33 protein-coding genes and 1 other RNA gene are annotated in these 26,692 nt (G+C 66.6%); 17 read left to right on the top strand and 17 right to left on the bottom strand.

The annotated features are described in order from the left end of the window. Nucleotides 1-145: 145 nt before the first annotated feature. The 9 genes from ACZ1JS_RS07635 (at nt 146) to ACZ1JS_RS07595 (ending at nt 7,328) form a co-directional block, all read left to right on the top strand. Entirely contained in the window at nt 146-2,485 is a 2,340-nt protein-coding gene (locus ACZ1JS_RS07635) for a chemotaxis protein CheA (protein WP_465168655.1), read from the top strand. A gap of 2 nt (nt 2,486-2,487) precedes the next feature. Further along, nucleotides 2,488-2,928 carry a chemotaxis protein CheW gene (locus ACZ1JS_RS07630; RefSeq protein WP_465168407.1) on the top strand — a complete coding sequence of 147 codons (441 nt, stop codon included), beginning with the start codon at nt 2,488-2,490 and terminating at the stop codon, nt 2,926-2,928. A 61-nt stretch (nt 2,929-2,989) separates the two neighbouring features. Beyond that, entirely contained in the window at nt 2,990-3,355 is a 366-nt protein-coding gene (locus ACZ1JS_RS07625; RefSeq protein ID WP_056401071.1) for a response regulator, read from the top strand. Between the two features lie 19 nt (nt 3,356-3,374). After that, a complete protein-coding gene (locus ACZ1JS_RS07620) occupies nt 3,375-4,424 on the top strand; it encodes a chemotaxis protein CheB (protein WP_465168406.1) in 1,050 nt (349 codons plus the stop codon). Further along, a complete protein-coding gene (locus ACZ1JS_RS07615; RefSeq protein WP_465168405.1) occupies nt 4,421-5,257 on the top strand; it encodes a CheR family methyltransferase in 837 nt (278 codons plus the stop codon). Before ACZ1JS_RS07620 ends, ACZ1JS_RS07615 begins: the two co-directional genes overlap by 4 nt. Nucleotides 5,258-5,324: 67 nt before the next feature. Further along, nucleotides 5,325-6,008, top strand: a complete 684-nt coding sequence (locus tag ACZ1JS_RS07610; protein ID WP_465168654.1) for an N-acetylmuramoyl-L-alanine amidase — start codon at nt 5,325-5,327, stop codon at nt 6,006-6,008. A 33-nt stretch (nt 6,009-6,041) separates the two neighbouring features. After that, nucleotides 6,042-6,441, top strand: an RNA gene (rnpB, locus tag ACZ1JS_RS07605) — RNase P RNA component class A. A 51-nt stretch (nt 6,442-6,492) separates the two neighbouring features. Further along, nucleotides 6,493-7,029 (top strand): J domain-containing protein, encoded by a 537-nt coding sequence (locus ACZ1JS_RS07600; RefSeq protein WP_242117486.1) that lies wholly within the window; start codon nt 6,493-6,495, stop codon nt 7,027-7,029. Then, nucleotides 7,026-7,328, top strand: coding sequence for a (2Fe-2S) ferredoxin domain-containing protein (locus ACZ1JS_RS07595; RefSeq protein ID WP_465168404.1), 303 nt, complete (start codon nt 7,026-7,028; stop codon nt 7,326-7,328). Before ACZ1JS_RS07600 ends, ACZ1JS_RS07595 begins: the two co-directional genes overlap by 4 nt. Nucleotides 7,329-7,552: 224 nt before the next feature. Here the strand turns inward: ACZ1JS_RS07595 and ACZ1JS_RS07590 are convergent, their stop codons facing one another. From ACZ1JS_RS07590 to ACZ1JS_RS07545, 10 genes are all read right to left on the bottom strand, one after another. Beyond that, nucleotides 7,553-8,365, bottom strand: a complete 813-nt coding sequence (locus tag ACZ1JS_RS07590; RefSeq protein ID WP_465168403.1) for a metallophosphoesterase — start codon at nt 8,363-8,365, stop codon at nt 7,553-7,555. Beyond that, nucleotides 8,362-8,766, bottom strand: a complete 405-nt coding sequence (locus tag ACZ1JS_RS07585) for a SufE family protein (protein ID WP_465168402.1) — start codon at nt 8,764-8,766, stop codon at nt 8,362-8,364. The genes ACZ1JS_RS07590 and ACZ1JS_RS07585 overlap by 4 nt, the downstream gene beginning before the upstream one ends. Nucleotides 8,767-8,789: 23 nt before the next feature. Then, a complete protein-coding gene (locus tag ACZ1JS_RS07580) occupies nt 8,790-9,020 on the bottom strand; it encodes a hypothetical protein (RefSeq protein WP_465168401.1) in 231 nt (76 codons plus the stop codon). A gap of 25 nt (nt 9,021-9,045) precedes the next feature. Then, on the bottom strand, nt 9,046-9,309 hold the full coding sequence (locus ACZ1JS_RS07575) for a hypothetical protein (protein ID WP_056451243.1): 264 nt from the start codon (nt 9,307-9,309) through the stop codon (nt 9,046-9,048). 11 nt (nt 9,310-9,320) lie between these two features. Beyond that, entirely contained in the window at nt 9,321-9,632 is a 312-nt protein-coding gene (locus tag ACZ1JS_RS07570; protein WP_465168653.1) for a hypothetical protein, read from the bottom strand. A gap of 20 nt (nt 9,633-9,652) precedes the next feature. Further along, entirely contained in the window at nt 9,653-9,958 is a 306-nt protein-coding gene (locus ACZ1JS_RS07565) for a hypothetical protein (RefSeq protein WP_465168400.1), read from the bottom strand. Nucleotides 9,959-9,995: 37 nt separating this feature from the next. Beyond that, complete coding sequence (gene pspC, locus ACZ1JS_RS07560; RefSeq protein WP_242117496.1) at nt 9,996-10,376, bottom strand: envelope stress response membrane protein PspC; 381 nt, start codon at nt 10,374-10,376, stop codon at nt 9,996-9,998. Beyond that, nucleotides 10,376-10,660 (bottom strand): envelope stress response membrane protein PspB, encoded by a 285-nt coding sequence (gene pspB, locus ACZ1JS_RS07555; protein WP_465168399.1) that lies wholly within the window; start codon nt 10,658-10,660, stop codon nt 10,376-10,378. The genes pspC and pspB overlap by 1 nt, the downstream gene beginning before the upstream one ends. A gap of 5 nt (nt 10,661-10,665) precedes the next feature. Further along, nucleotides 10,666-11,334 carry a phage shock protein PspA gene (pspA, locus tag ACZ1JS_RS07550; RefSeq protein WP_242117502.1) on the bottom strand — a complete coding sequence of 223 codons (669 nt, stop codon included), beginning with the start codon at nt 11,332-11,334 and terminating at the stop codon, nt 10,666-10,668. A 67-nt stretch (nt 11,335-11,401) separates the two neighbouring features. Beyond that, nucleotides 11,402-11,545, bottom strand: a complete 144-nt coding sequence (locus ACZ1JS_RS07545; protein WP_345875511.1) for a hypothetical protein — start codon at nt 11,543-11,545, stop codon at nt 11,402-11,404. Nucleotides 11,546-11,715: 170 nt separating this feature from the next. On the opposite strand from ACZ1JS_RS07545, the gene pspF reads away from it, so the two are divergent. Continuing rightward, a complete protein-coding gene (gene pspF, locus ACZ1JS_RS07540) occupies nt 11,716-12,744 on the top strand; it encodes a phage shock protein operon transcriptional activator (RefSeq protein ID WP_465168398.1) in 1,029 nt (342 codons plus the stop codon). 112 nt (nt 12,745-12,856) lie between these two features. Continuing rightward, nucleotides 12,857-13,468: a superoxide dismutase gene (locus ACZ1JS_RS07535; protein ID WP_465168397.1), complete on the top strand. Its 612-nt coding sequence runs from the start codon at nt 12,857-12,859 to the stop codon at nt 13,466-13,468. 133 nt (nt 13,469-13,601) lie between these two features. On the opposite strand, the gene ACZ1JS_RS07530 is transcribed toward ACZ1JS_RS07535, so the two are convergent. The 3 genes from ACZ1JS_RS07530 to mtaB are packed head-to-tail and all read right to left on the bottom strand — an operon-like array spanning nt 13,602 to nt 16,392. Next, complete coding sequence (locus tag ACZ1JS_RS07530) at nt 13,602-14,234, bottom strand: septation protein A (RefSeq protein ID WP_465168396.1); 633 nt, start codon at nt 14,232-14,234, stop codon at nt 13,602-13,604. Beyond that, entirely contained in the window at nt 14,231-15,160 is a 930-nt protein-coding gene (gene ftsY, locus ACZ1JS_RS07525; RefSeq protein WP_465168395.1) for a signal recognition particle-docking protein FtsY, read from the bottom strand. The genes ACZ1JS_RS07530 and ftsY overlap by 4 nt, the downstream gene beginning before the upstream one ends. Beyond that, nucleotides 15,157-16,392, bottom strand: a complete 1,236-nt coding sequence (gene mtaB / locus ACZ1JS_RS07520; protein ID WP_465168394.1) for a tRNA (N(6)-L-threonylcarbamoyladenosine(37)-C(2))-methylthiotransferase MtaB — start codon at nt 16,390-16,392, stop codon at nt 15,157-15,159. The genes ftsY and mtaB overlap by 4 nt, the downstream gene beginning before the upstream one ends. Between mtaB and ACZ1JS_RS07515 the strand changes: the two genes are divergently transcribed. Beyond that, nucleotides 16,391-16,969, top strand: coding sequence for a DUF924 family protein (locus ACZ1JS_RS07515; RefSeq protein WP_465168393.1), 579 nt, complete (start codon nt 16,391-16,393; stop codon nt 16,967-16,969). The genes mtaB and ACZ1JS_RS07515 overlap by 2 nt on opposite strands. On the opposite strand, the gene ACZ1JS_RS07510 is transcribed toward ACZ1JS_RS07515, so the two are convergent. Further along, the gene (locus tag ACZ1JS_RS07510) at nt 16,944-18,590 is read right to left on the bottom strand and encodes a putative bifunctional diguanylate cyclase/phosphodiesterase (RefSeq protein WP_465168392.1); all 1,647 of its coding nucleotides are present in this window, start codon (nt 18,588-18,590) and stop codon (nt 16,944-16,946) included. The two genes, ACZ1JS_RS07515 and ACZ1JS_RS07510, sit on opposite strands and share 26 nt — an antisense overlap. A 240-nt stretch (nt 18,591-18,830) precedes the next feature. On the opposite strand from ACZ1JS_RS07510, the gene ffh reads away from it, so the two are divergent. From ffh to rimM, 3 genes are all read left to right on the top strand, one after another. After that, nucleotides 18,831-20,324 carry a signal recognition particle protein gene (gene ffh, locus ACZ1JS_RS07505; protein ID WP_242117525.1) on the top strand — a complete coding sequence of 498 codons (1,494 nt, stop codon included), beginning with the start codon at nt 18,831-18,833 and terminating at the stop codon, nt 20,322-20,324. Nucleotides 20,325-20,371: 47 nt separating this feature from the next. Next, nucleotides 20,372-20,746: a 30S ribosomal protein S16 gene (rpsP, locus tag ACZ1JS_RS07500; RefSeq protein WP_242117527.1), complete on the top strand. Its 375-nt coding sequence runs from the start codon at nt 20,372-20,374 to the stop codon at nt 20,744-20,746. Nucleotides 20,747-20,863: 117 nt separating this feature from the next. After that, nucleotides 20,864-21,448 (top strand): ribosome maturation factor RimM, encoded by a 585-nt coding sequence (gene rimM, locus ACZ1JS_RS07495; RefSeq protein ID WP_465168391.1) that lies wholly within the window; start codon nt 20,864-20,866, stop codon nt 21,446-21,448. Here the strand turns inward: rimM and ACZ1JS_RS07490 are convergent, their stop codons facing one another. After that, nucleotides 21,449-21,844 carry a BLUF domain-containing protein gene (locus tag ACZ1JS_RS07490; RefSeq protein ID WP_465168390.1) on the bottom strand — a complete coding sequence of 132 codons (396 nt, stop codon included), beginning with the start codon at nt 21,842-21,844 and terminating at the stop codon, nt 21,449-21,451. Between the two features lie 108 nt (nt 21,845-21,952). Then, nucleotides 21,953-22,894, bottom strand: a complete 942-nt coding sequence (locus ACZ1JS_RS07485) for an NAD(P)/FAD-dependent oxidoreductase (protein WP_465168389.1) — start codon at nt 22,892-22,894, stop codon at nt 21,953-21,955. 61 nt (nt 22,895-22,955) lie between these two features. Here ACZ1JS_RS07485 and trmD point away from each other — a divergent pair, with 61 nt between their 5' ends. Together trmD and rplS are read left to right on the top strand one after the other, a co-directional pair. Next, on the top strand, nt 22,956-23,693 hold the full coding sequence (gene trmD, locus ACZ1JS_RS07480; RefSeq protein ID WP_465168388.1) for a tRNA (guanosine(37)-N1)-methyltransferase TrmD: 738 nt from the start codon (nt 22,956-22,958) through the stop codon (nt 23,691-23,693). Beyond that, nucleotides 23,690-24,079 carry a 50S ribosomal protein L19 gene (rplS, locus tag ACZ1JS_RS07475; protein ID WP_066689771.1) on the top strand — a complete coding sequence of 130 codons (390 nt, stop codon included), beginning with the start codon at nt 23,690-23,692 and terminating at the stop codon, nt 24,077-24,079. The genes trmD and rplS overlap by 4 nt, the downstream gene beginning before the upstream one ends. 408 nt (nt 24,080-24,487) lie before the next feature. On the opposite strand, the gene ACZ1JS_RS07470 is transcribed toward rplS, so the two are convergent. Beyond that, nucleotides 24,488-26,662, bottom strand: a complete 2,175-nt coding sequence (locus ACZ1JS_RS07470) for a histidine kinase dimerization/phosphoacceptor domain -containing protein (RefSeq protein WP_465168387.1) — start codon at nt 26,660-26,662, stop codon at nt 24,488-24,490. Between the last annotated feature and the right edge of the window lie 30 nt (nt 26,663-26,692).

Here is a 26,692-nt window from a genome sequence, read left to right as displayed (position 1 = left end):
CGAAGGCCTTTCGCAACGGTCTCGATTGATTCCGGGGAAACGGGTCGGGCCGCAGGTGGTGTGCGGAGGGCGTACCGAACCGGCCTACTAACTCCGCCTTAACCTATCGAACGCCATGGTCGCGCCCACAACCGGACGGGGCCGCATGGACGATCTGTTACAGGAATTCATCGCCGAGACCCGCGAGACGCTGGAGGCGTTGTCGTCGGAGATCGTCGCGTGGGAAGCCGCGCCCGACGATCGTGCCCGGCTGGATGCCATTTTCCGTTTCGTCCACACGGTGAAGGGAAGCTGCGGCTTCCTCGATCTGCCGCGCCTGTCGCGGCTGAGCCATGCCGCCGAGGACACGCTGTGCGAGGTACGCGACGGCAAGCGGCGGCCCGATAGCGCGCTGGTCGATGCGGTCCTCGCGATCGTCGACCGGATCGGCGACCTCGTCGAGGCGATCGATGCCGGACTGCCGCTGACCGACGAGGGCGAGGACGATCTGATCGCGGCACTGGCGCCGAGGATCGGCAATCCCGCGACGGCAGCGACGCCGGTGGCGGCGGCGGCGATGGCGGCGGGGCGGGCACCGCTGCGCAGCGTCCGGCTGAACGTCGATCTGCTCGACCGGATGATGAGCGGCATGTCCGACATGGTGCTGGTCCGCAACGAACTGGTCCGACGCCTGCGCGACACCGATCTGGACCCCGCGGTCGAGGCGGCGCTGGAGCGGCTGTCGAGCTCGGTGGCCGATATGCGCGATGCGGTGACGCGAACGCGGATGCAGAAGATCGAGACGCTGTTTCAGCCGTTGCCGCGCATCGTCCGTGACACGGCGGCGGTGGTCGGCAAGGCGGTGACGCTGACCGTCGATGGCAGCGACGTCGAGCTGGACCGCGAGATGATCGAGGTGATGCGCGATCCGCTGGTGCATCTGGTTCGCAATGCGATCGATCATGGCGTCGAGACGCCGATGGAGCGCCGCGCGGCAGGCAAGCGTGAGAGCGGGCGGCTGCACGTGTCGGCGCGGCAATCGGGCAATCAGATCGTCATCGAGATCATCGACGACGGGCGCGGCATCGATACCGAACGGCTGATGGCCAAGCTGGCGGCGACCGGGCAGCGCAGCGAGAGCGAACTGCGCAAGCTGAACGATCGGCAGCGCTGCGAACTGGTGTTCGCGCCGGGGCTGTCGTCGCGCGATACCGCGACCGAGATTTCGGGACGCGGCGTCGGCATGGACGTGGTACGCGCCGCGATCGACCAGATCGGTGGGCGCATCACGCTGGACAACAAGCCGGGCCGGGGGCTGCGGATCGCGGTGCAGGTACCGTTGACGCTGTCGATCGTGTCGACGATCGTGGTGCGGGCAGGCGCGCATCGCTTCGCCATTTCGCGGCAGACGATCGGGGAGATCGTCAACGAACGCGCCGCCAATATCCGCGTCGACCAACTGGGCGACAATCGCATCGCCCGCATCCGCGACCGGCGCATCCCGGTGGTCGATCTGTGCGACGTGATCGGCGTGGCCGCCGATGCACCCGCCGCGCCCAAGATGCTGGTGGTGGTGACGATCGGCGCGGGCGACTTCGCGATCGCGGTCGACGAGGTGCTGGATACCGAGGAACTGGTGGTAAAGCCCGCCGCGCCGGCGGTGATGGCGACCGGCCTGTATGCCGGGCAGACCTTGCCCGATACCGGACGGCCAATGCTGATGCTCGATTGCGCCGGGGTGGCGCAGGCGGCGGGGTTGAGCTTTGCCGATGCGATGGATCTGGAGATCGAGGCCGAGGAAGCGGCGGAAGCGGACCATCGCGTCACCGCCTTGCTGTTCGACGATCTGGACGGGCGGCGGCGGGTCATCCCGCTGGCGGTGATCGACCGGATCGAACGCATCCGGGCCGGGTCGCTACAGCAGAGTGCGGGGCGCATCCGGTTGGCGATCGACGGGCGGATCGTGCCGGCCGAGGCGAGCGATCCGACGGCGATCGAGCGGGTGACGACGGTGCTGCGGCTGACCGATGGCGTGATGGAAGTCGCCTATGCGATCGTCGATGCAGTCGACATCGTCATGCTGCCCGAACTGGCGCCGACCGGCGAGGTGCCGGGTCCGATCGCCGGCATCGTGCTGCTGGACGGCGAGCAGGTCGAACAGGTCGATCCGCTATGGCTGTTCGAACGCCATGCGCGCGAGGCGGCGTCGGCGCTGGTCACGCGCGGCCGGCCGACCTGTCTGTTGGCCGATGGCGGCAGTGGATGGATGCGCGCCTTTCTCCGCCCGATGCTGGAGCAGGCGGGTTATCGAATCGTCGAACGGGTCGAGGAGGGCGAACGCCCGACCCTGGTGCTGGCACAGGCCGATATCGCCGTGCCGGCCCCGGTCGCCGGCGCGCCGGTGGTACGGCTGCGCGCGTCTCCCGCCGATACCGGCGACGGCAGCATCTATCGCTACGACCGCGAAGGCGTGTTGCGGGCGCTGCGCATCGCGGCGGGAGGTTGAGCATGCCCCAGTTGTTCCTGCTTGCGACCATCGTCGGTCAGGAGGTCGCCATCCGGTCCGACCATGTCGAATCGGTGGTCGATATCGGCGAGATCACGCCGGTCGCGCGCACGTCGCGCGCGGTGCGCGGACTGGCGGCACTGCGCAGCCGGGTGGTGACGGTGATCGATACCGCGATCGTGCTCGACCCCGCGGCACCGCCGGCCGCGCGCCGCCGCGCGGTGGTGACGCAGGTCGACGGGCATCATTACGCGCTGCTGGTCGACGCGCTGGACGATGCGCATCGCTTCGTACCGAAACCGCTGTCGGCGGGTCTGTTGCCGGGGCCGGCATGGGCGGCGATCACCAACGGCCTGATCGAGCATGAAGGGCGCGTCGTCCTGATCCTCGACCTGCCGGCGATCGTCGCGCGGGCGGCCGATGCCGGACGGGCCGCCGCCTGAACTTTAACGCGGCGCTTACGAAAGCGCCCTATTGTCGTGCGTACCAACATGGGGTGTTGTCATGAAGAGTTGCCTGGTCGTCGATGATTCGAAGGTGATCCGCAAGGTCGCCCGGCATATTCTCGAAACGCTCCAGTTCGAGGTGCGCGAGGCGGGCGACGGACGCGAGGCGCTCGACCAGTGCGCCAAGGCGCAGCCCGACGTGATCCTGCTCGACTGGAACATGCCGGTGATGAGCGGCATGGATTTCCTGCGCGCGCTGCGCCAGAGCGAGGGCGGCATGCAGCCCAAGGTCGTATTCTGCACGACCGAGAACGGCATGGCCTATATCCGTGCGGCGATCGAGGCCGGGGCCGACGAATATGTCATGAAGCCGTTCGACCGCGAGACGTTGGAGAGCAAGCTTCAGATCGTCGGCGTCGCCTGATCCGGCCCGAAACCAGGTCGTGAACGCCCCGTTCGCCCGAACCGCCGCAGCGGACGGTACGGCCGTACGGGTCCTGATCGTCGACGATTCGGCGGTGACCCGCGCGGTGCTGACCCGCATCGTCGAGGCGATGCCCGGACACCGTGTCGTCGCGGCGGTCGGCGGCATCGTACAGGCGACCGGCAGTCTGGCGGGCGGGACGGCTGACCTGATCCTGCTCGACATCAATTTGCCCGGCATCGACGGCCTGTCGGGGTTGCCCGACCTGTTGGCGGCGGCGCCGGGGGTGCGGGTGATCGTGCTGTCCGGCGACTGTGCAGACGGATCGCCGACCGCCGCCCATGCGCTGTCACTGGGCGCGGCGGCAACGCTGGCCAAGCCCGAATCCTCGCCGCTGGCGGGCGGGTTCGCCGCGCGGCTGGAGGGGCTGGTCGAACGGGTGATGCGCACGGTGCCGCGCGCGACCGGCGGTTTCGCCCAGGCACGCAGCGACGCGTTCGACATCATCGCGATCGGCGCGTCGACGGGGGGCATCCATGCGCTCGCGCCGCTGCTGGCGGCGATTCCGCCCGAACTCGACATACCGATCCTCGTCACCCAGCATCTGCCGGGGACGTTCACCGAATATTTCGCGCAGCAGCTTGCCGGGCTGGCGCGGCGGCCCGTGGACGTGGCGCGCGACAGCCTGCGCATCCAGCGCGGGCGGCTCATCGTGGCGCCGGGCGATGCGCATATCCGGGTGGTGCCGACCAGCGACGGTGCGGCGACGCGTCTCGATCGGGCGCCATCGATCAGCGGCTGCATGCCGTCGGTCGATCCGATGTTCGATTCGGTGGCGCAGGTGTTCGGCGCGCGGGCGCTGGCGATCGTGCTGTCGGGCATGGGCCGGGACGGGGCACGCGGGGCGGCGAATATTCGGGCGGCAGGGGGCGTGGTCGCGGTGCAGGATCAGGCGAGTTCGGTCGTATGGGGCATGCCCGGGGCGGTGGCCGAGGCAGGACTGGCGAACACCATTGGGACGCCGGCGCAACTGGGCGCGTTCGTCGCGCGGCGGCGGCGACCGGCATGACCGTGGCGCGCCCTGCCGGCCCGCTCGGCCCCGCCGCGAACGCGATCGTCGCGCTGCTCGAACAGCGTACCGGGCAACAGCTCGACGCCGGGCGCGCGTGGCGGATCGACAGCGCGCTGCAGCCGATGCTGCGCGAACGCGGGCTGACCACGCTCGACGAACTGGTGGCGCGGATCAACGATCGGACGGCGGCCGAGCGCGGGCTGGCCGATCTGGTGGTCGATGCGCTGCTGAACCAGGAGACATCCTTCTTTCGCGACGCCGCGACGCTCGACACCGTCGTGCAGGCGGCGATCGACATGGTTGCGGAAACGCCGCGCCGGCTGCGCATCTGGTCGGCCGCCTGTTCGACGGGACAAGAGCCGCTGTCGATGGCGATGCTGTTCGCCGAAGCGAGCGAGCGGACCGGCATCCTGCCGCCCGAAATCCGCGCGACCGACATTTCGATGCGCGCGCTGACGCGGGCGCGGGCGGCGCGCTATACCCAGTTCGAGATCCAGCGCGGATTGCCTATCCGGCGGATGATGCAATGGTTCGAACCGCGTGACGATCTATGGGAAGCGAAGGCGGAGCTGCGCTTCCGGCTGCTCTACGGCCAGCAAAACTTGATCGCCGACCCGATGCCGGGGGGCAAGTTCGATATCGTGCTGTGCCGCAACGTGTTGATGTACCTGTCGCCCGCGACGCGCGGCGCGGTGCTCGACCGGATCGCCCCCGTGCTGCGGCCGGGCGGGTTGCTGGTGCTGGGCGCGGGCGAGACCGTGATCGGCCATACCGACGCGCTGGTTCCGTCCGAACGCTATCGCGGGCTGTACCGGCCGGCCGCGCACTGACCTTGCCTTTCCCCGCGTCCCGCCGCAATCGGGGCGCAGTGGCGTGAGGGGAAAGAGTCGCGTGCAGATGATCGAGACGCCGTCGCCCAATTTCGGCGAACGCAGCCTGCCGGTCACGATGCTGGTGCTGCATTATACCGGCATGACCGATGCGGCATCGGCGATCGCGCGACTGACCGATCCGGCGGCGGAAGTGTCGGCGCATTATGTCGTCGAGGAGGACGGGACGATCCACCGGCTGGTCGCCGAGGATAAGCGCGCCTGGCATGCCGGCAAGGCGCACTGGCGCGGGATCACCGACATCAACAGCGCATCGATCGGCATCGAACTGGTCAATCCGGGCCATGAATTCGGCTATCGCGCATTCCCCGAGGCGCAGATCGACGCGCTGATCCCGCTGGTCCACGCGATCAAGGACCGGCACCAGATCACCCGGGGCAATGTCGTCGGCCATTCGGACATCGCCCCCACGCGCAAGCAGGATCCGGGCGAGCTGTTCCCGTGGAACCGCCTGGCCCGGCTGCGGCTCGCGCTGCCGCGACCGACGCGCAACCTGATGGATCCGGGATGGAGCGATGCCGGCTTCCTGCTGGCGCTCGAACGCTTCGGCTATGACGTGTCTGATCCCACAGCGGCGATCACCGCGTTCCAGCGGCGGTTCCGTCCCGAGATGATCGACGGCATCGCCGATGGCGAATGCCGGATGCTGCTGCTCGCGCTGCTGCTGCCCAAGCCGCAAGGCGACGATTGAACGTGCGTCGACAAGCCGCTAGGGACGCCAGCGTCAGAGGGTCGGGCGGCCGCGTCACGCGATAAGCGTGCCGAGGAAAGTCCGGGCTCCACGGAAACGACGGTGCCGGGTAACGCCCGGCGGGCTTTCGGCTTCGGCCGGGGGTTCAGGGACAGTGCCACAGAGAGCAGACGGCCTTTGGCTTCGGCCGGGTTACGGTGAAAGGGTGCGGTAAGAGCGCACCGCGCGGCCGGTAACGGCAGCGGCATGGCAAACCCCACCGGGAGCAAGACCGAATAGGGGCGGCATGAAGTGCGCAAGCGCTTCGGGGCATGTTCCGGCCCGCTGCCCGGGTTGGTTGCTGGAGACGGCGCGCAAGCGTCGTCCGAGAGGAATGGTCGCCTATCCCGCTTTGGCGGGTGGACAGAACCCGGCTTACAGACCCTCTGACATTCGCGCGCGGCAATGGGTTGCGTGGGGCGCACGGCGGCTTATTTCGAAGACAATGGCACGACATACGCGATCGAACGACTGGGGCTTTCCCCGCTGGCGCGGCTATAGCGAGGGCCGCGAGGCGCAGACGGTGAAGCTGTGCGACCGGCATGGCTGTACCGAACCCGGCAAATGCCCGGCGCCCAAATCGCCGAACAACCCCGATCGCTGGTATTTCTGCGAAGCCCATGCCGCCGAGTACAATAAGGGCTGGAATTACTTCGAGGGGCTGAACGAAGAAGAAGCCAAGGCACGCGAAGAGGCCGAACGGCGCACCGCCAATGGCTATGCGGCGTCTGCATCGAACGCGTGGGCCGGGTCGGGCGACGGAAGCCGATCGCGCGATGAGATGCGCGCGCTGGAAGTGCTGGAGTGCGATCCCGACGCCGATTTCGACACGATCCGCCTGGCGTGGCGCAAGCTGGCCAAGGTCTTCCACCCCGATGTCCGTCCCGGCGATGCCGAGGCGGCCAAGAAATTCCACGCGATCCAGGCGGCCTATGACGTGCTGCGCGTTGCCGAGGAACGGCGGAGCTGGAAGCCGGCGTGAAGCGCGAGGTCCGTTCGCGCTGGAGCAAGGCGATACTGGTCTGCGCCAAATGTTCGAAGAAGCTGGACGGCGGCTTCGGCGAGTCGGCCAAGCCGCTGGCCAAGGCGCTGCGCAAGCACCTGAAGCTGAAGAACGGGCCGAAGGGCGCAGCGGGGGTGGTGGAAGTGAAGTGCCTCGACGTCTGTCCAAAAGGCGCGGTGCTCGTGGTCGACAGCGAACGGCCGGGCGAATGGCTGCTGGTGCGGCCGGGAGACGATCTAGATGCAGTGGCGGCGCGGTTGGGATTAGGCAGCAATTAGAGCGGTTCCCGACCGGTTTGAACCGCCGTCATCGCCCTGCGGACGACCGCTGAAGCGGCGGGGTGATCGAACCTGACCGGAAACCGCTCTAATGTCCCGCCATTGCCGCTGATCCGTCTCGTCATTCAAGCGCAGGCTAGAATCTCCCAGTGATAGTGCTGGGCACGAGTCGCCGAAGCTCCAGCCTGCGCCGGGGCGACGGGTCGAGGCAGATGAATCGGACCCTACCGCCCGATCGTGATCCGCCACAGATCGGGCGGCGCGCCGAAGCGGATCGGCAGGACACTGGTGCCGAGGCCGGCGCTGACCACGACCGTCCGCCCCCGTTCCCGGACGATGCCGCAACCATAACGGTCGCCATAGTCGGACGCATAGGTCAGCGCCCCGACGAACGGCAGATGCACCTGTCCGCAATGGGTATGGCCGGCAATCATCAGCCCAATCTCCGGAGGCATGTCGGGAAAGGCGTCGGGGCTGTGGCTGAGCAGAATCGGCAGGCCACCGATCCGGCGCATCGCGTTGACCGTATGGGGCATGTCGGCATGGCCGGTCATCGCATCGTCCACGCCGCCGACGACCAGCGGACCGACGCGGATCGCATCATTGTCCAGCAGCTTGACGCCAGCCGCCGCCAACTCGCGACGAACTTCCCCGGCATCGCGCCAGTGATCATGGTTGCCGAGCACTGCGATGGTCCCGTGCGTCGCGCGCAGCTTGGCGAGGGGAGCGATGGCGGCCCGGGTCGAATAGCGCCGCGTCGCCAGCCTCTTGTCACTGACGAAGTCGCCCGCGATCAGGACGAGATCGGGTTTGAGCGAATTCGTCTGCGCCACGATGCGTGCCAGCCGATCGGGCGGCATGTCCGGGCCTGCGACGTGCAGGTCGGCCAGCAGCACGACCGAGGTTTGCGGGACCGCGGCGTTCACCCGCAATTGGCGGACGATCGGATCAGCGAGCGCATTGTGGAAGCCCAGCGCCGCAACGGCCAGCCCGGCGGCGATCGCCACACCGCCCGCCCGGATCAGTGCCTGCTTCACGCCAGCCGCTGGGCCGTTTCCCGGATCAGGGCGATCATGTTCGGAATGCCCTGTGTCCGGTTGGAACTCAACTGGTTGCGCAGGTCGAAGGGGGCGAGGGTCGCTTCGATATCGGAGGCGAGGATCGCGTCGGGCTTGCGGTCCTGTACGGTTGCCAGCACCAGCGCGATGATCCCCTTGGTGATCGCGGCGTTGCTGTCGGCGAGGAAGTGGAGCGTGCCGTCGCCCTGTTGCTGGGGATAGACCCAGACCGATGCCGAACAGCCCCGGACCAGCGTCGCATCGGTCTTGAGGGGGTCGGGCATCGGCTCCAGCTGCCGGCCCAGATCGATGAGGAGCCGGTAGCGGTCGTCGCCGTCGAGAAAGTCATATTCTTCGCGGATATCGTCGATGCTCTGCATGACGCCGCTATAGGCATTAAGCGTTACAGTTCCACCCCGGCGGCGATCGCTTCGAGCTTGCGGATGCGTTCCTTCAAGTCGGCGATCTCGATCCGGGTGCCGGCATTGGGGGTAGGCTGGCTGACGGGCTGTTCGCCGAGCCGCTGTTGTTGCAGGGCCAGCCAGCCGCGCCAGCCCGACAGCAGCGTGGCAGAGACGATCGCCACGGCGGCAAGGGTGGTGGCGGCGAGTGCGAGGGTAAGAGTCAGGTTCATCGGACTGCCCTTTTCGTCGGGTTTGTCAGTTGAGCGGTTTGTCGCGGAGGCGTTCGATCTCGTCGGAGAGGTCGACGCCGCGGTCGGTAATGATGCGTTCGAGGACGCGCACCCGCTGTTCCAGCCGTTCGGTCTGCGCGGCATATTGCGCGGCCTTTTCGGCGGTCTCGGTGCCGCGGACCTGCAATTCGCGTTCCTTGAGTTCCAGCCAGGGTTGAAAGACCAGCTTGCTGAGGATCGCGACGATCGGGATCATCAGGGCGAGGGCGGGGATGATGAAGGGGCTCATGGTCGGTCCTTTCAGTTCGTCCGGCCGCGCAACTGCTCGATCTCACGTTCGAGGCCGTGCGCGCCGTCGGTCACGATGCGTTCGACATTGGCGAGCCGGTCCTTGATCGATCCCAGTTCGGCCTTGAGCTGCGCGTTTTCCTGACTCAGCAGCTTGACCCGTTCGACCGTCTCGTCATTGGCGCGGGGATAGACGCTCTGCCCCCAGCCGCCCTGTAGCGGATAGCCGTTCTTGACGCGGAGCCAGGTGGTGATGACCCACGCCGCCATGCCGGTCAGGCAAATGGTGACGATCATCGGGATGAAGTCGGGGTTGGTGCTCATCATGTCGGTCGTCCTCGGGTTCAGCGCAGCGCGTCGATTTCGCGGGCGGTTCGCGTGGCGGGATCGGTGGCGATGCGTTCGAGGACGGCGATCCGCTCTTCGAGGCGCAGGACCTTCGCCTGCAACTGCTCGTTCTGATCGGCCATCAACCGTGCCTGTCGCGTCGCGTCGATCTCATCCTGACGGCGGCGGCGCTTGCCCTTGCCCTCGCACGTTTCGTCATCCAGCGGATAACCGTGCTTCGCGCGGATCGCGGTCTTCACAATGCTCGCGATCATGACGATCGCGATGATCGACAGCACGAACCCTGGTCCACCCCAATTCATCGTCTCTCTCCCCTAATCTGCCCCGGCGGGGATCGGTTCAGCGCAGGCTGTCGATCTCGTCCGCCAGACGGGTGTTGCGGCTGGTATAATACATTTCGATGTCGGCGAGGCGACGGTCGATGTCACGGAAAGTAGAGCGCATTTCCGACGCGGTGCGGGTCGGGTTCGACCGGACGCCCTGCCAGAATTTCTCGTCCTCGCGGCTTTCGTACAGGCCGTGCGGCTTCTTCTGCGCCATCCAGGCGATCATGAAATAGGCGATCACCGTCCAGGGAAAGCCACCGGCCAGCGTCAGCAACACCGTGCCGATGCGAATCCACATGACCTCGACACCGGTATAGTCGGCGATGCCGGCGCACACGCCCGACATCTTGCCATTTGCCTTGTCGACATAAAATTTGGTGCGTGCGCCGGACATCAGTCCCTCCGTGAATAGTCGTGGTTGCGGAAATCGCTTTCCGGATATTCCCGGCGCGGCATCGATGGGCGGAAGTCCGGATTGTCGGCGGCGATGATCCGCTCGATCGTCTGGAGCCGCTCTTCGAGCCGGCGGGCAGTAAGATGCATGTCGTCGAGCAGTCGCTCGTCCTCGTTGGTCAGCGTCGGCGACTGTTTCCACTTGGTGATATAGTGGAGGATCAGCCACGGCAGCCCGATCAGGAGTGCGGCGACGGCGACCATGCCGATCAGGAAATCGCCCATCGCGATCAGCCCTCCCGGTTCAGGCGGGCCTTGAGCGCGGCCAGTTCGGCATCGATCTTGTCCGACTGCCGCAGCTCGGCGATCTCGTCCTCGAGGCTCTTGCCACCCTGGCCCATGCCGGCCGCTTCGGCGCGACCCTCGGCCAGATCGGCGCGGCGTTCGAGAACGTCGAAGCGGCTGAACGCCTCGGCGGTCTTGGAACCGGCATACATTTCACGCAGCTTGGTGCGGTTGTTGGCGCTTTCCATCCGAGTCTGGATGGCGTTCTGCCGGGTCCGCGCCTCGCGCAGCTTGGTCTGCAGCTTGGCGATATCGGCTTCCGAAGCGCGCAGCGCGTCGTCGAGCACGACGATCTCCGAATTGAGCTGTTCGATCATGTCAACAGCCTTCTGGCGTTCGACCAGTGCCGCTTTGGCTAGATCCTCGCGGTCCTTGCTCAGCGCCAGTTCGGCCTTTTCGGTCCAGCTTTCCTGCAGCTTGTCGAGCTTGGAGATGTGGCGGCGCATTTCCTTCTGGTCGGCGATGGTGCGCGCGGCGGATGCGCGGACCTCGACCAGCGTTTCCTCCATTTCGAGGATGATCATGCGGATCATCTTCGCGGGGTCTTCGGCCTTGTCGAGCAGGTCGGTGACGTTGGCGGCGATGATGTCGCGGGTGCGGGAGAAAATGCCCATCGGTTACTCCTGAAGAATGCGTGGGTGGCCGGGACGGAACGGGGCAGAACCGCCCCGGCCTGCCGCCTTACGCGATCGGCGCGGCGGCATGGGTGGTGGCGATCGGACCGGGTGCGGTCGTGACGCCGAAGGCAGTGACGCAGACCGCAACCGCGCCGATCAGGCTGAGGAGCGACTGGCGGGTGGTCACGTTCTTGTTGATGCGGATCATGGTGGAACTCCCTGAAGCTGTAGCGTGCGCCCTGTGTCGGGCTTGCACAATACCTTGCAGGAGGCGTGCCAAATCGAAAAATGACGGATTTGCGTCACTTTTCACAGATCGTTGACGCCGGCGCATTTGGCCTCTTGCGAACTATTGGGAAAATACGCCACATCATCGGCATGGAGCGCGCAACCCAGGTCGTCGGCCAGTCCGGTCCGTTTCTCGATGCCCTCGAACGGGCCAGCCGGGCGGCCGCGCTCGATCGTCCGGTGCTGGTGATCGGGGAACGGGGAACGGGCAAGGAACTGGTCGCCGAACGACTGCACCGCCTGTCGGGGCGCTGGGACCAGCCGCTGGTGGTGATGAACTGCGCCGCACTGCCCGAGACGCTGATCGAGGCGGAATTGTTCGGGCATGAAGCAGGTGCGTTCACCGGCGCGACCAAGGCACGGGCAGGGCGGTTCGAGGAGGCCGATGGCGGTACGCTGTTCCTCGACGAACTGGGCACGCTGTCGATGGGTGCACAGGAGCGGCTGTTGCGCGCGGTCGAATATGGCGAGGTGACACGGATCGGATCGTCGCGGCCGTTGCGGGTCGATGTCCGCATCGTCGCCGCGACCAACGAGCATCTGCCCGACCGCGTCGAATGCGGCACGTTCCGCGCCGACCTGCTCGACCGGTTGAGTTTCGAGGTGGTGACTTTGCCCCCGTTACGCGCGCGACCGGGCGATATCATGGTGCTGGCCGACTTCTTCGGGCGGCGCATGGCGGCGGAGATCGGGCGCGACGAATGGGTCGGGTTCGGGCCGAACGCGGTCGATCAGCTGATGGAGCATCGCTGGCCTGGCAATGTCCGCGAATTGCGCAACGCGGTCGAGCGGTCGGTCTATCGCTGGGAACGGCCGGGGCCGATCGATCTGGTCGAGATCGATCCGTTCGCCTCGCCCTTTCGCCCGCGCTCGAATGCGAACCAGGCCGCATTGGGTGCGGCGCCGGTCGTGGGAACGCCGACGATCGAGTCCGCCGCCCCCGACGATCCGTGCGAAGACTTCAAGACGCGGGTCAATCGCTTCGAACGGCAGCTGCTCACGCGGGCGATGGCGGAAGCGCGCTACAACCAGCGCAACTGCGCCGACGCGATCGGGCTGACCTATGACCAGTTGCGCCATGCCTTGAAGCGTCACGGAATGCTGGGGCAGGGCGGCTGACCCCCTTTTCGACACCGCCGGCCACGCCTATGGGTTCGCGGGCGTAACGATCGGAGCCAAGCGGGGTCCGCCGCGTTCGGTCGAGCGAGTTCTTTTCCTAAGGAGGATTGCCATGGCGTTCGAACTTCCGCCGCTGCCCTATGCCTATGACGCGCTGGAGCCGACCATCGACAAGGAAACGATGACGCTGCACCATGACAAGCATCATCAGGCCTATACCGACAAGCTGAACGAAGCCGTGTCGGAAGATGCGAGCCTGGAGGGCAAGTCGATCGAGGAACTGCTTGCCAATATCGGCAGCGGTTCGGCCAAGCTGCGAAACAATGGCGGCGGCTATTGGAACCACACCTTCTTCTGGGAAACCATGAAGGGTGGCGGGTCGCAGCCCTCGGGCGCGCTCAAGGACGCGATCGATCAGCAGTTCGGCGGGCTGGACCAGCTGAAGGAGCAGTTCAACACCGCCGGCGCGAACCAGTTCGGATCGGGCTGGGCGTGGCTGATCGTCGGGCAGGATGGCAAGCTGGCCATTACCTCGACGCCGAACCAGGACAATCCGCTGATGGACGTCGCGCCGGTCAAGGGCACGCCGATCCTTGGCAACGACGTTTGGGAACACGCTTACTACATCACCTACCGCAATGCGCGTCCGGCGTATCTGAAGGCGTGGTGGGACGTGGTCGACTGGGACAAGGTCGGCCAGCGGTACGACGCTGCGGTGAAGTAAGCCGAATAGCCCTCTCCCCTTCAGGGGAGAGGCTTGGGAGAGGGGGCTGTCCGCGAGGACCGCCCCTTTTTCGTGGGCGTTACGTTCGGGACTCCCCCTCTCCCCGGCCCTCTCCCCTGAAGGGGAGAGGGAGTTAGTCTGCGGGGGGCAGCGGCGTCTCTTCGCCGACCTTCAGGCCGTGTTTCAACAACATCGGAATATTCGCCAGCGCGAACAGCAGCGTCAGCGGCACCGCGCCCCACAGCTTGAACCCGACCCAGAAATCCCAGGTCGAATGGCGCCACACGACCTCGTTGAGCACCGCCATGCACGCAAAGAACGCCGCCCAGTTGACGGTCAGCTTGCGCCAGCCAACCGCGCTCAGCCCCGGATAGGCGGTTTCGAGCAATTGTTGCAGCAACGGCCGCCCGGTCACCAATCCGAAGGTCAGGATCGCCGAGAACATCGCATAGACGATCGTCGGCTTCATCTTGATGAAGGTATCGTCGCGGAAATAGAGGGTCAGCGCGCCGAACACGACGACCAGCCCCGCCGACAGCCACAACATCGGCGAGATATGGCCGGTCTTCCACTTGGATACGATGATCGCGATGACGCTGGCGATCATGAACGCGGTGCTGGCGATGATGACCTGCGCCAGCGAATCGATCATGTCGGGCAGGCCGATCTTGCCGGCCAGCAGATTGGCGACGAAGAACACCACCAGCGGCCCGTAATCGAGCGCCATGCGGAACAGCGGCGAGGCGGGTTGGCGCTGCGCGGTCATTTGCGCACCCGTTCGACACCGGCGATGATCCGCGACACTTCGTTGGCGTCGAAGCCGCGCAGGTCGTCGGCAGTCTCGCCCACGCCGATTGCGTGGATCGGCAGGCCGAACTTCTCCGCCGCCGCGACCAGCACGCCGCCGCGCGCGGTGCCGTCGAGCTTGGTCATGACGAGGCCGGTGACGCCCGCCGTCTCCTTGAACACCTCGATCTGGTTGAGCGCATTCTGACCGGTCGTCGCGTCGAGAACGAGGACGACGTCGTGCGGCGCTGCCGGGTTAAGCCGGCCGAGGACACGGCGAACCTTGGCCAGTTCGTCCATCAACTCGCGCTTGTTCTGCAGGCGTCCGGCGGTGTCGACGATCAGCACGTCGATGCCGGTCGCCGTCGCCTGCTTGACCGCTTCATAGACGATGCCGGCGGCGTCGCCCCCCTCGGCACCGCTGACGATCGGCACGCCGATCCGCTCGGCCCAAGTGCGAAGCTGGCCGATGGCGGCCGCGCGGAAGGTGTCGCCGGCGGCCAGCATGACGCCATAATCCTGTTCGACCAGGGTCTTGGCCAGCTTGGCGATGGTGGTGGTCTTGCCCGACCCGTTGACGCCGATGACGAGGATAACCTGCGGACGCGGAAACGCCTCGATTTCCAGCGGCTTGGCGACCGGTGTTAAGACCTTTTCGATCTCTTCGGCGACGACCAGCCGGATGCCCAGTTCCTCCATGTTGCGCTCATATTGCCCTTCGGCAAGGCGCTGTCGGACGCGGGCGGCGGTGGCGGGACCGAGGTCGGAGGCGATCAGCGCTTCCTCGATATCGTCGAGTTGCGCGTCGTCGAGCCGTGCGGCGGACAGGCCGACGAGGTTGCCGGTCAGCCGGTCGGACGTCTTCTTCAGACCGCCGAGCAGGCGTTCGTGCCACGAAAGGCTCATAGGGGCATTCCGATCAACTGATTGCCTTCGAGTTGGGTCAGCCGCGCGGTCACGATCGAGCCGGGCGGGCAGGGGGGAAGCGAGACATCGGCGAAGCCGGGGCTGTGTCCGCGCGTGCCGGGACGTTCGACGAGAATTTCGGCGGTAGTGCCGATCTGCCGCTCGAGCCAGTCACGATGGCGGCGTTCGGCGGCGACACGCAACGCCTGTGCGCGCGCCTTGCCGACCGGCGGTGGCACCTGCGGCATCCGCGCGGCAGGCGTGCGGGCGCGCGGGCTGTAGGGAAAGACATGGGCATGGACAATGTCGCAATCGTCGATGAGCGCGAGCGTGTTCGCCGCCATCGCATCGTCCTCGGTCGGAAAGCCGGCGATCAGGTCGGCGCCGATCGCGATATCGGGACGTGCGGACTTCAGCTGGTCGACCAGCGCGACCGCGTCGGTGCGGCGGTGGCGGCGGCGCATCCGCTTTAGCACCATATCGTCGCCCGCCTGGAACGACAGATGGGCGTGCGGCATGACGCGCGGTTCGTTCGTCAGCAATTCGAACAGCTTGTCGTCGATAGCTGCGGGATCGAGCGAAGAAAGCCGCAAGCGCCGCAAGCGCGTACGGACGAGGATCGCCGCGACCAGATCGCCGAGTCTCGGCGTATCGGACAGGTCGTCGCCATAGCTCGACAGGTCGACACCGGTCAGCACGACCTCGGCATGGCCGGCCGCGACGAGGGCCGCGACCTGCGCGACCACGCCGTCGATCGTCGCCGAACGCGACGGTCCACGCCCTGCGGGTATCGCGCAGAAGGTGCAGCGATGGTCGCAGCCATTCTGCACTTCGACAAAGGCGCGCGTCTGCCCTTCGAACCCGCCGGCCAGTTGCGGCGCGGTGTCGAGCACCCGGGCGAACTCACGGACGACGATCGGATCGGCAGAGCCCCACGCGACCGGGTTCAGCTTGTCCGAATTGCCGATGACCCGATCGACTTCGGGCATCGCCGCGAACTGCGCCGGATCGATCTGTGCCGCGCAGCCGGTGACGATCAGTTCCGCCGCCGGCCGGTCGCGGCGGGCGCGCCGGATCGCGCGGCGGGTGGCAGCGACCGCATCGTTGGTGACCGCACAGCTATTGACCACGGTCACGTCGCGATCGACGACCAGCGCGCGGATCGCATCGCTTTCGGCGATGTTCAGCCGACAACCGAGCGTGATGATAGTGGGACCAGCGGAGGATGGCATGGGCGGTGATCTAGGGACAGGGACACGCGAAGTCCACGCGAACGCGCGGGGCGTGCTCGACTTCTGGTTCGACGAGGTCGGGCCGGAACGGCATTTCGCCAAGGATGCGGCGCTCGATGCGACGATCGCGGAGCGCTTCGGGGCACTGCGCGATACGGTATTGGCGAGCGAGGCGGCGGAGTGGCGGGACGAAGAACATCATCTGCTCGCTGCGGTCATCCTGCTCGACCAGTTCTCGCGCAATATCTATCGCGGCACCGCCGAGGCATTCGCCGCCGACCCGCTCGCGCTCGAACTCGCGCTGATCGGCATCGCCCGTGGCGACGACAGGGAATTCAAACCGCTCGAACGTGCGTTCCTCTATATGCCGTTGATGCACAGCGAGGATGCCGGCGTCGCGCGCTTCTCGCTGCGCTGCTTCGAGTCGCTCGGCAATCCGGTGAACCTGCAATTCGCTCGCGACCATGCGGCCGTCCTGGCGCGCTATGGCCGCTATCCGTCGCGCAATGCCGCGCTCGGCCGCGAATCGACCGCGGCGGAACGTGCCTATCTCAGCCGGCCCGACGCCGGTTGGTAAGGTCGGTCAGTTCGGGATCGCTCCCCCCGCCGCAATGGAGCAGCCCGCGCGCCGCCAGCATCCGCCGGGTGTCGGCCACCGACAACGGCCGGCTATAGGCCCAGCCCTGTGCCTTGGCGCAACCGAGCGCGGCCAGCCGTTCGGCGATCGCGTCGGTCTCGACCCCCTCGGCGGTGATCGGCAGGTTCAGGCTTTCGCCCAGACCGATGATCGCATGGACGATCGCCGCCGAATCGGCATTGTCGAGCAGCGACAGGACGAAGCTCTTGTCGATCTTGATCCGGTCGAACGGCAATGCCCGCAGATGCGCGAGGCTCGAATAACCGGTGCCGAAATCGTCGAGCGACAGCCGGACGCCCTGGTTCTTGAGCGATCCGACGATCGACTGCGCCAGCGGCAGATTGTCGAACAGCGCGCTTTCGGTGATCTCGATCTCCAGCCGGTTCGCGGCGAAACCGGATTCGACCGTGGTCTTGATGATCTTCTGCGCCAGCCACGCGTCACGCAACTGCCATGGCGAGATGTTCACCGACAGGGTGATGCCCGGGTCCCAGTCGCGTGCGGCCGCGAACGCCTGGCGCATGATCGAGAGCGACAGGTCGCCGATCAGCCCGGCTTCCTCCGCCACCGGAATGAAGCGATCGGGCGGGATCGGCCCCTGCGTCGGATGGACCCAGCGCGCCAGCACCTCGAACCCGCACAGCCGGCCGGTGGCCAGATCGACCTGCGGTTCGAAAAAGGGAACGACCTGTCCGGCGGGGATCGCCTGACGCAACCCGCTTTCGATGTCGTTGCGATCGATCAGCGCGTTCTCCATCGCCCGGTTGAACCAGGTGAAGTCGCCGCGACCCGATTTCTTGGCCGAATACATCGCGATATCGGCGGCGCGCAGCAGCGTGTCGATGCTGCCCCCGTCAAAGTCCGACCGCGCGATGCCGATCGAACAGCTCAGATGGATGCGCAGATCGTCGACGAACATCGGCTGCGAAAGCGCGGTGATGACCCGGCCGGCAATGCGTTCGACGACCGCCGGATCGCGCGCGTCGAAGACGAAGGCGCAGGCGAAGGCATCGCCGCCGAACCGCGCGGTCAGCGCGGCTGGGGGCATCGCCCCGGCAATCTCCAGCGCGACGCTGCGCAGCACGCTGTCGCCCGCCGCATGGCCGTGCATGTCGTTGACCATCTTGAAATGATCGAGGTCGACGATCAGCAGCGCCACCGCCTGATCGCGCTTCGTCGCCGAACGCAGCAGCGCGGCACCCGCTTCGCTGAGGCTGCGGCGATTGAGGAAGCCGGTCAGCGGATCGCGCGACGCCAGCATCCGTGCGCGTTCCTCGGCGGCGGATCGGCCATGCATCTCGATCCGTACGGCGCGGTGGCGGCGCCAGCCGAAGATGACCAGCGCGGCATTGATGAGCAGCGCCGTCACCAGCGGCTGCGCCACCGGTTCGCCGCCATAGTAACGATGGTCGAGCAGCCCGGAAATGACCGCGAAACTGAGGCCGACGAACAGCAGGATCGCCGAGACGCAGATCGCCAGAGTCCAGCGTTCGCCGCCTTCCCGCGGTTCCGCCGGAGCAGGGCTGATGCCCTCGGTTCCTCTTTGACGATCCCATTCCATCGGCAATTCTTATCCCGACCATCGGTATAGAAGCGGTTAAAGCCGGCCCATCGTCCGCCATGGACCGGTCGTCGATCGTCATCGCTTGCGCTGAACCGAGTTTTGGGATAGGCGCCCCGGATCGTTTCCGTGCGGAGACGTTCAGCATTGCCGCCCATGGGCGACGCCGGCCGACGAGGTTTCGTCCGCCGGCGTGTTTTGCTTGAGCGTTTCCCGTACGGCAAGGTTGGAGTGGTACGCGTGTTCGAGAGTCTGAGTGACCGGCTGGGAGGAGTGTTCGATCGCTTGCGCGGTCGCGGCGCGCTGACCGAAGCCGACGTTCGCACCGCGATGCGCGAAGTCCGCGTCGCGCTGCTCGAAGCCGATGTGGCACTGCCGGTCGCGCGCGAATTCGTCGAGAAGGCGACCGAAGCGGCCGTCGGCCAGAATGTCCTGCGCTCGATCACGCCGGGGCAGCAGGTCGTCAAGATCGTCCATGACGCGCTGGTCGACATGCTGGGGCCGGACACGGCCGAACTCGACGTCGCGGTCACCCCGCCGGCGGTCGTGATGCTGGTCGGTCTGCAGGGGTCGGGCAAGACCACCACCACCGCCAAGCTCGCCAAGCTGCTCGCCAAGCGTGAGGGCAAGAAGGTGATGATGGCGTCGCTCGACGTCAATCGCCCGGCCGCGCAGGAACAGCTTGCGGTACTGGGGACGCAGGTCGAGGTCGCGACGTTGCCGATCGTGGCGGGGCAGCAGCCGGTCGATATCGCCCGGCGCGCGCTGCAATCGGCGAAGCTGCAGGGCTATGACGTCGTCATGCTCGATACGGCGGGTCGTCTGCACGTCGATCAGGCGCTGATGGACGAGATGAAGGCGGTGGCGGAGATCGCCCGGCCGAACGAAATCCTGCTGGTCGTCGACTCGCTGACCGGTCAGGACGCGGTCAACGTCGCGCAGAACTTCTCCGAACAGGTGCCGCTGACCGGCGTCATCCTGACCCGCATGGACGGCGATGCGCGCGGCGGCGCCGCGCTGTCGATGCGCGCGGTCACCGGCAAGCCGATCAAGTTCGCGGGTACCGGCGAGAAGCTGGACGCGATCGAGCCGTTCCACCCGAAGCGAGTCGCCGGCCGGATCCTCGGCATGGGCGACGTCGTCTCGCTGGTCGAGAAGGCGGCGCAGTCGATCGAGGCCGAAGATGCCGAGCGCATGGCCGGCCGCCTCGCCAAGGGTCAGTTCGACATGAACGACCTGCGCGGGCAGCTGGCGCAGATGCGGCGCATGGGCGGCCTCGGCGCGCTTGCCGGCATGATCCCCGGCATGAAGAAGGCGCAGGCGGCGATGGCCTCGGGCGCGGTCGATGAAAAGATCCTGCTGCGCATGGACGCGATGATCACGTCGATGACGGTCAAGGAACGCGCCAAGCCCGAGCTGATCAACGCCAAGCGCAAGATCCGTATCGCCAAGGGGTCGGGCACCACGGTGCAGGACGTCAACAAGCTCCTGAAGATGCATCAGGAAATGCAGTCCGCGATGAAGAAGCTCAAGAAGATGGGCGGCATCAAGGGCATGATGGCGATGCTTGGCAAGGGCGGCATGGGCGGCCTCGGCAATGCGCTGGGCGGTCCGGGGCTTGGCGACCTGATGAGCAAGGCAGGCGGCGAAATGCCGGGCCTGCCGGGTCTTACGGGTGGCAAGGGCATGCCGCAACTGCCCCCCGGCTTCGAAAACCTTATCAAAAAGAAGTAACCGCCGGTCGGAACCGGCTTACACAGACCAACGAAGGAAGAAGAATAATGGCACTCAGCATCCGTCTGTCGCGTGGCGGCTCGAAGAAGCGTCCGTACTACCGCATCGTCGTCGCCGACGCGCGCAGCCCGCGCGATGGCCGCTTCATCGAGAAGATCGGCACCTACAACCCGCTGCTGGGCAAGGAAGACGAGAAGCGCGTCGTGCTTGATGCCGAGCGTGCGACCCACTGGCTGGGCGTCGGCGCGCAGCCGACCGACCGCGTCGCGCGTTTCCTCGACAAGGCCGGCGTGAAGGAACGCGCCGCCCGCAACAACCCGAACAAGGGCAAGCCGGGCGAGAAGGCCGTCGAGCGCGCCGAGGAGCGTGCCGAAAAGGCGAAGGCCGCCGAAGAAGCCGCTGCTGCTCCGGCCGAAGCATAAGGGGTTCTGCCGGCGCGTCTTTTCGGGCGCGCCGGCACCCTATGATCGTTGTCGTGCGTTCCGGGTCCACTCGACCAGGAGCATGAACGATGATCGATCCCGAACAGCAGCCGAACCATGACGAAGACGCCACCAATGCCGGCCGATCGGCGGAAGAACCCGCCGAAGGCCGCGACGACGCCCCCGCGGGCGGCGAAGGCTCGCCCGACGCCTGAACCGGCGGCGGCGGACCGCGACCGGGTCGTGCTGGCGGCGATCGCCGGCGCGCACGGGCTGAACGGCGAGGTTCGGCTGAAGCTGTTCACCGACGATCTGTCGGCCTATCCGAAGTTGAACGGCGGCGCACTGACGCTGGTGTCGGTGCGCCCCGCCACCAACGGCGTCATCGGCAAGTTCCGCGAGATCGCCGACCGGACCAAGGCCGAGGCTATGCGCGGCACCGAGCTATGGATCGGCCGCGACCAACTGCCCCCGCTGGGCGAGGGCGAATATTACCATGCCGACCTGCTAGGGTTGCCGGTGGTGTCGAGCGAGGGCGAGGCGCTGGGCCGAGTCGTCGCGATCGACGATTTCGGCGCGGGCGACGTGATCGAGATCGAACGCCCTGGCGGCAAGCGCTTCATGGTGCCGATGCAGCCGCAAGCGGTCCCCGAATGGAATGCCGAACGGCTGGTCGTCGACGCGCTGTTCGCCGCCGACTGATTAACGATTGGCGGCGGTGGTGAACGCCTGACGCACCGATTCCGGCGCATTGGACAATCGCCGTTCGAGCCGCGCGAGCAACGCGTCGGTGTCGACGCTGCCTTTCTGCGCGCGTTCCATGCTCCAATAGCCGAATTCGCGGGCCTCGATTGGACGATCGGACAGGATCGTCAGCTCCTCATGCCGCGGATCGGTGGCGATCCGGGCGAAAGTGGCGGCGACGCTGCTCTCCGGCCCTTCGATCACCTGCAGGAACAGACCGTCCTGATACCATAGCAACCCGGTAACCCCGTCGACGGCATTATTGTGCCGCGACTGCTGCACGATCCTGTCGACATCGACGCCGTGCGCGCAGCGGCTGGCGTAAAATAGCTGACGGAAGGGCGGGGTAGTCACCAACATCGGATACGGTTGTCGCCGCGTCCGATCAAGTCACTTCGCTGCCGCCAGTCGTTCTCAACCCGAAATGGTCGGCGACGGACCGAATACGGTCCACGACAAAACTCACCGCCGCAGCGGGCGGCGTTCGCTCAGCAGGTTGCGGATCGTCGTCGCCGCGACCCCGGCCTCGCCCATCGCATGGCTGATCTGGTCGAGCCCCTTCACCACGTCGCCGGCCGCGAACAGGCCGGGGATCGAGGTGCGCTGGTGATCGTCGACCTCCAGACAGCCGTCTGCACTCGCCTTCGCGCCGGCCGCAACCGCCAGTTCGGAGCGGATATGCGATCCGAGCGCAGGATAGACGCTGTCGAACGCCATCTCGCCCTCGGCGGTGCGTACGACGAACCGGTCGCCGTCGATCCGATAATCGCCACATGGTCCGTCGACGCGCCGGATGCCGGCTGCGTCGAGCTTTTCCAGACAGGCATCGTCGAGATCATGGTCGCTGTCCGGGGCGATCAGCGTGACGTCGGCGGTGTAGCCGCGCAGGAACAGCGCCTCGCGCATACCGTGATCGCTGGTGCCGATCACCCCGACCCGCCGGTCGGTCACCTCATACCCGTCGCAGATCGGGCAATAGCGCAGCAATCCCCGCGCCAGCGCCGCGTCGTGGACGGCGTCGTCCAGCCCGCGCGGCCGATGGTTGACGACCCCGGTCGCGAGCAACACGCTGCGCGTCGCCAGGACGCCGTCGGCGGTGACGATGCGGAAATCCTCGCCATCGCGTTCGATCGCGTCGACCGTCGCAGGGGTGCAGGTCGCGCCGTATGTCCGCGCCTGTTCGTGCATCCGCGCCAGCAATTCCTTGCCGGCAATGCCGCCGGGAAAGCCGGCATGGTTATGGGTGCGCGGGATCATCGCTGCCCGGCTCGATCCGCAGTCGAACATGCGGATCGTCAGGTGGAACCGTGCGAGATAGATGGCGGCGGTCAGCCCGGCCGGGCCGGCGCCGACGATGATGCAGTCGACCGTTTCGGGATCGGGGGCAGGGGAGGTCGCCGGCATGGAGGCGCAAATGAAGCGGATGGGCTTTCGTTCCCCCGAACAAGCGGGCACAGGCTGCCGAATGACTTTCGCCGCGACCGTGCTGACCCTCTATCCCGAAATGTTTCCCGGGCCGCTCGGCTTGTCGTTGGCCGGCCGGGCGCTGCGTGAGGAACGCTGGTCGCTCGACACGGTGCAGATCCGCGACTTCGCCACCGACAAGCACCGTTCGGTCGATGATACGCCGGCCGGGGGCGGGGCGGGGATGGTGCTGCGCGCCGATGTGCTGGCCGCCGCGCTCGACAGCGTGACCGATGGCCGCCCGGTGCTGGCGATGACCCCGCGCGGGAAATCGCTGACGCAGGCGCGGGTACGCGAACTGGCGGCGGGGCCGGGCGCGATCGTGCTGTGCGGCCGGTTCGAGGGTTTCGACGAACGACTGTTCGAAGCACGCGATATCGAACCGGTCGCAATCGGCGATTATGTGCTGTCGGGCGGTGAAATGGGCGCGCTGGTGCTGCTCGATGCTTGCGTTCGGCTGCTTCCCGGCGTAATGGGCGCGGCTTCGAGTGGTATCGAGGAAAGCTTCGAAAGCGGCCTTCTCGAATATCCTCAATATACCCGACCTGCTGAATGGGAAGGGCGTGTGATCCCCGAAGTGTTGCGATCGGGGGATCATGCGAGGATCGCCGCGTGGCGCAGGTCACGATCGGAATCCGACACACGGCTATGGCGGCCGGATCTGTGGGAGCGTCACGTCGACGCTCGGGTCCAGTCGCCCTCTGGCGCGCACAGGCAAGACGAAGGTCAGAAGAAATGAACCTCCTCCAGACGATCGAAGCTGAACAGATCGCCAAGTTCAACGAATCGAAGAAGATCCCGGAATTCCGCGCCGGTGATACCCTCAAGGTCGGCGTGAAGGTCGTCGAAGGCGAGCGTACCCGCGTGCAGAATTACGAAGGCGTCTGCATCGCCCGTTCGAACAAGGGCATGGGTTCGTCGTTCACCGTCCGCAAGATGAGCTTCGGTGAAGGCGTGGAGCGCGTATTCCCGCTCTATTCGCCGAACATCGATTCGATCGAAGTCGTCCGTCGCGGCGTCGTGCGGCGCGCGAAGCTCTATTATCTGCGCGGTCGTACCGGCAAGTCGGCGCGTATCGCCGAACGCCGCGATCCGCGTCCGGCCAAGGCGACCGCCGCCGAGTAATCGGTGCGGGCGTGATTGCGCCAATGGGGCGCGGTGGCCATCGGTCACCGCGCCCTTTTTCTTGGGTCGATATCTGGCGACGCATCGCTGAATTGCTGCCGAACCTCCCTTTCCATCGAAGGGGGGAAGTTGGGAAGCGAACCGCACCGCACCGCACCTGACGGCAACAAGTCGGCGCGTATCGCCGAACGCCGCGATCCGCGTCCGGCCAAGGCGACCGCCGCCGAGTAATCGGTGCGGGCGTGATTGCGCCAATGGGGCGCGGTGGCCATCGGTCACCGCGCCCTTTTTCTTTGGTCGATATCTGGCGACGCATCGCCGAATTGCTGCCGAACCACCCTTTCCATCGAAGCGGGGGTTGGGAAGCGAACCGCACCGCACCGCACCTGACGGCAAGACGCCGCAGGCCTACGCCCCGTCCGGTCCACCGATCGGTGCCGACACGGTGAAGCGCAGCCCCGGCGCGTTGTCGCTTTCCTCGATCACGCCATCCAGTCGCTTGACCATGGCGGTCAACATGCGCGTGCCGAAGCCGGTGCGGTTGCCGACCCGGCCACGCCCACGATCGCTGACCGTCAGACGGAACCGGTTGCGGAACCGCTCCAGCGTCACCGCGATCGGTCCCGGCTTGCCCTCATAGGCATATTTCTGGGCATTGATGACCAGTTCGACCAGCACCAGCCCGACCTGCACCGCCGCATCGGCGGAGATCAGCATCGGCGACAAGTCCATGGTCAGTCGCCCGGTCCATTCGGCCCCCATGGACGATTGCATCTCGGACAACAGGTCCTCGATATAGCGGCCGAGATCGATGACGGTGACGGTATCGTCGGAATAGAGCCGGCGATGGACCAGCGCGACCGCCGACAACCGCCGCTGCGCCTCGCCCAGATGGCGGGTCAGCGTCGCGTCATTCTCCGCCGTCGCCTGCATGGCCAGGAACGCGACCACCAGTTGCAGGCTGTTCTGCACCCGGTGATTGACCTCCTTGATCAGCGTTTCCTGCTGCGCGAGCAGCGCGTCCTTGTCGGTGACGGCGCGCGACAATTCGCGGTTCAACTCGCTGATCCGCCGGCGTTGACGTACGTCGAACAACAGGCGCGACAGCCGGTGCGCAGCCTCGACCTCCGCCGGGGTCCATGGACGTGCGCGTCCGCGTATCTCCTCGCTCCACGCCGCGAACGAGGCGCGGGGAGTCAGGGGCTGGTCGGGCGTATCGCTTACCGCCTTGTGCGGATTGCCGGCCCATTGGATCGTCTGCAACGTCTCGGCGCGGAACCACATCAGCACTACCGGCTCCTCGACCGACAGCGTGATGGCGAGGATGCCGCTCGCCAGATCGCGATAGGCGTGCGCGGCGGGCAGACGCAGTTCGAGCGCGGCGCTATGCGTCAGGATCGAACCCTGCTGCCGGACCCAGCGCGACAGGTCGGCGATGTCCTCGCGCGCCGGAACATGGCCCGATGTGTGCAAGACGGCACCGCGTTGCAGGGCGAAGCCGTCCGCGCCCAGCATGCGTTGCAGGTCGTGACCGATCAGCGCGGCGGTCTGGTCCGGGTCGCTGTCGAGCGCCAGCCGCTGGGCCAGCGCATCCTCGGCCGCGCGCAGCCGCAACCGTTCGCGATATTCGGCAGCGTCTTCCTTGGCGCTGACCTGTTGCGCGAACGATGCCGCGACCAGTTCGCACGTCTTGCGCTGGAGATAGGACAGGCTGCGTGGGCTGCGATGGTGACAGGCGACCAGCCCCCACAACATGCCGTCCTTGACGATCGATACCGATGCCGATGCCGCCACGCCCATATTGCGCAGATACTGGACATGGATTGGCGATACCGCACGCAGGCCGACATCGCTCAGGTCGATAGTGCGCAGTGCCGGGTCGATGCCGGTGATCGGGGCCGGGGTGTAGGCGGCGTCGGGAATCACGCGGACCCGATTGCGGACATACAGCGCGCGGGCCTGTCGCGGGATGTCGGACGCCGGGAAATGATGGTTGAGGAACCCGTCCATGTCGACGGCATGGCGCTCGGCGATGACCTTGCCCGAGTCATCGTCGAGGAAGCGGTAGATCATTACCCGGTCGAACCCGGTCAGCCGCGAAAAGATCGACGCGGCGCGTGCGCTCAGATCGTCGATGTCGACGGCGCGCGCGAATTCCTCACCGCCATGTTCGATCCAGGTCAGCGCGTCGTCGGTGCCCGGCTGGCCCGGTGCGGTCGGCTCGATCTCGACCAGCCACTTCGCACCGGCACGGCTCGCGACGACCGAGAACGCGCGGTCGTTGATCGTGCCCAGCGATACCGGACCGGCGATCGTCGATCGCAGGACGCCGACTGCCTCGTCCCCGATCAGCGGACCTACCGGCCCGCCGAGCCAGTCGTCGCCCAGCAGCGCGGCGACGTCGCCCGCGCCGCCGGTGATCCGATCCTGCACGGGATCGACGATCAGCAACACGCCATGCGGCTGGATCGCGCCGGGTATATGGATCGGCTCGCGATCGCACGCGGTCAGATCGGGTCCCAGATCGGATGCCGAATGGGCATCTGCCTGCCGCGGCGCATCGAAGTCTGCATTCGTCGCCAACGGTTGGCCTTTCGTGGTCATGATGCGACC

Source organism: Sphingomonas sp. BL-S-05 (genome assembly GCF_055521695.1).
This window is presented reverse-complemented; position numbering and strand designations above follow the sequence as displayed.

Coding starts and splice junctions, on each gene's coding strand:
- ACZ1JS_RS07635 (WP_465168655.1), top strand. CDS start 146: ATGGACGATCTGTTACAGGAATTCATCGCCGAGACCCGCGAGACGCTG.
- ACZ1JS_RS07630 (WP_465168407.1), top strand. CDS start 2,488: ATGCCCCAGTTGTTCCTGCTTGCGACCATCGTCGGTCAGGAGGTCGCC.
- ACZ1JS_RS07625 (WP_056401071.1), top strand. CDS start 2,990: ATGAAGAGTTGCCTGGTCGTCGATGATTCGAAGGTGATCCGCAAGGTC.
- ACZ1JS_RS07615 (WP_465168405.1), top strand. CDS start 4,421: ATGACCGTGGCGCGCCCTGCCGGCCCGCTCGGCCCCGCCGCGAACGCG.
- ACZ1JS_RS07610 (WP_465168654.1), top strand. CDS start 5,325: ATGATCGAGACGCCGTCGCCCAATTTCGGCGAACGCAGCCTGCCGGTC.
- ACZ1JS_RS07600 (WP_242117486.1), top strand. CDS start 6,493: ATGGCACGACATACGCGATCGAACGACTGGGGCTTTCCCCGCTGGCGC.
- ACZ1JS_RS07585 (WP_465168402.1), bottom strand. CDS start 8,766: ATGCAGAGCATCGACGATATCCGCGAAGAATATGACTTTCTCGACGGC.
- ACZ1JS_RS07580 (WP_465168401.1), bottom strand. CDS start 9,020: ATGAACCTGACTCTTACCCTCGCACTCGCCGCCACCACCCTTGCCGCC.
- ACZ1JS_RS07575 (WP_056451243.1), bottom strand. CDS start 9,309: ATGAGCCCCTTCATCATCCCCGCCCTCGCCCTGATGATCCCGATCGTC.
- ACZ1JS_RS07570 (WP_465168653.1), bottom strand. CDS start 9,632: ATGAGCACCAACCCCGACTTCATCCCGATGATCGTCACCATTTGCCTG.
- ACZ1JS_RS07565 (WP_465168400.1), bottom strand. CDS start 9,958: ATGAATTGGGGTGGACCAGGGTTCGTGCTGTCGATCATCGCGATCGTC.
- pspC (WP_242117496.1), bottom strand. CDS start 10,376: ATGTCCGGCGCACGCACCAAATTTTATGTCGACAAGGCAAATGGCAAG.
- pspB (WP_465168399.1), bottom strand. CDS start 10,660: ATGGGCGATTTCCTGATCGGCATGGTCGCCGTCGCCGCACTCCTGATC.
- pspA (WP_242117502.1), bottom strand. CDS start 11,334: ATGGGCATTTTCTCCCGCACCCGCGACATCATCGCCGCCAACGTCACC.
- ACZ1JS_RS07545 (WP_345875511.1), bottom strand. CDS start 11,545: ATGATCCGCATCAACAAGAACGTGACCACCCGCCAGTCGCTCCTCAGC.
- pspF (WP_465168398.1), top strand. CDS start 11,716: ATGGAGCGCGCAACCCAGGTCGTCGGCCAGTCCGGTCCGTTTCTCGAT.
- ACZ1JS_RS07535 (WP_465168397.1), top strand. CDS start 12,857: ATGGCGTTCGAACTTCCGCCGCTGCCCTATGCCTATGACGCGCTGGAG.
- ACZ1JS_RS07530 (WP_465168396.1), bottom strand. CDS start 14,234: ATGACCGCGCAGCGCCAACCCGCCTCGCCGCTGTTCCGCATGGCGCTC.
- ftsY (WP_465168395.1), bottom strand. CDS start 15,160: ATGAGCCTTTCGTGGCACGAACGCCTGCTCGGCGGTCTGAAGAAGACG.
- ACZ1JS_RS07515 (WP_465168393.1), top strand. CDS start 16,391: ATGGGCGGTGATCTAGGGACAGGGACACGCGAAGTCCACGCGAACGCG.
- mtaB (WP_465168394.1), bottom strand. CDS start 16,392: ATGCCATCCTCCGCTGGTCCCACTATCATCACGCTCGGTTGTCGGCTG.
- ACZ1JS_RS07510 (WP_465168392.1), bottom strand. CDS start 18,590: ATGGAATGGGATCGTCAAAGAGGAACCGAGGGCATCAGCCCTGCTCCG.
- rpsP (WP_242117527.1), top strand. CDS start 20,372: ATGGCACTCAGCATCCGTCTGTCGCGTGGCGGCTCGAAGAAGCGTCCG.
- rimM (WP_465168391.1), top strand. CDS start 20,864: ATGACGAAGACGCCACCAATGCCGGCCGATCGGCGGAAGAACCCGCCG.
- ACZ1JS_RS07485 (WP_465168389.1), bottom strand. CDS start 22,894: ATGCCGGCGACCTCCCCTGCCCCCGATCCCGAAACGGTCGACTGCATC.
- trmD (WP_465168388.1), top strand. CDS start 22,956: ATGACTTTCGCCGCGACCGTGCTGACCCTCTATCCCGAAATGTTTCCC.
- rplS (WP_066689771.1), top strand. CDS start 23,690: ATGAACCTCCTCCAGACGATCGAAGCTGAACAGATCGCCAAGTTCAAC.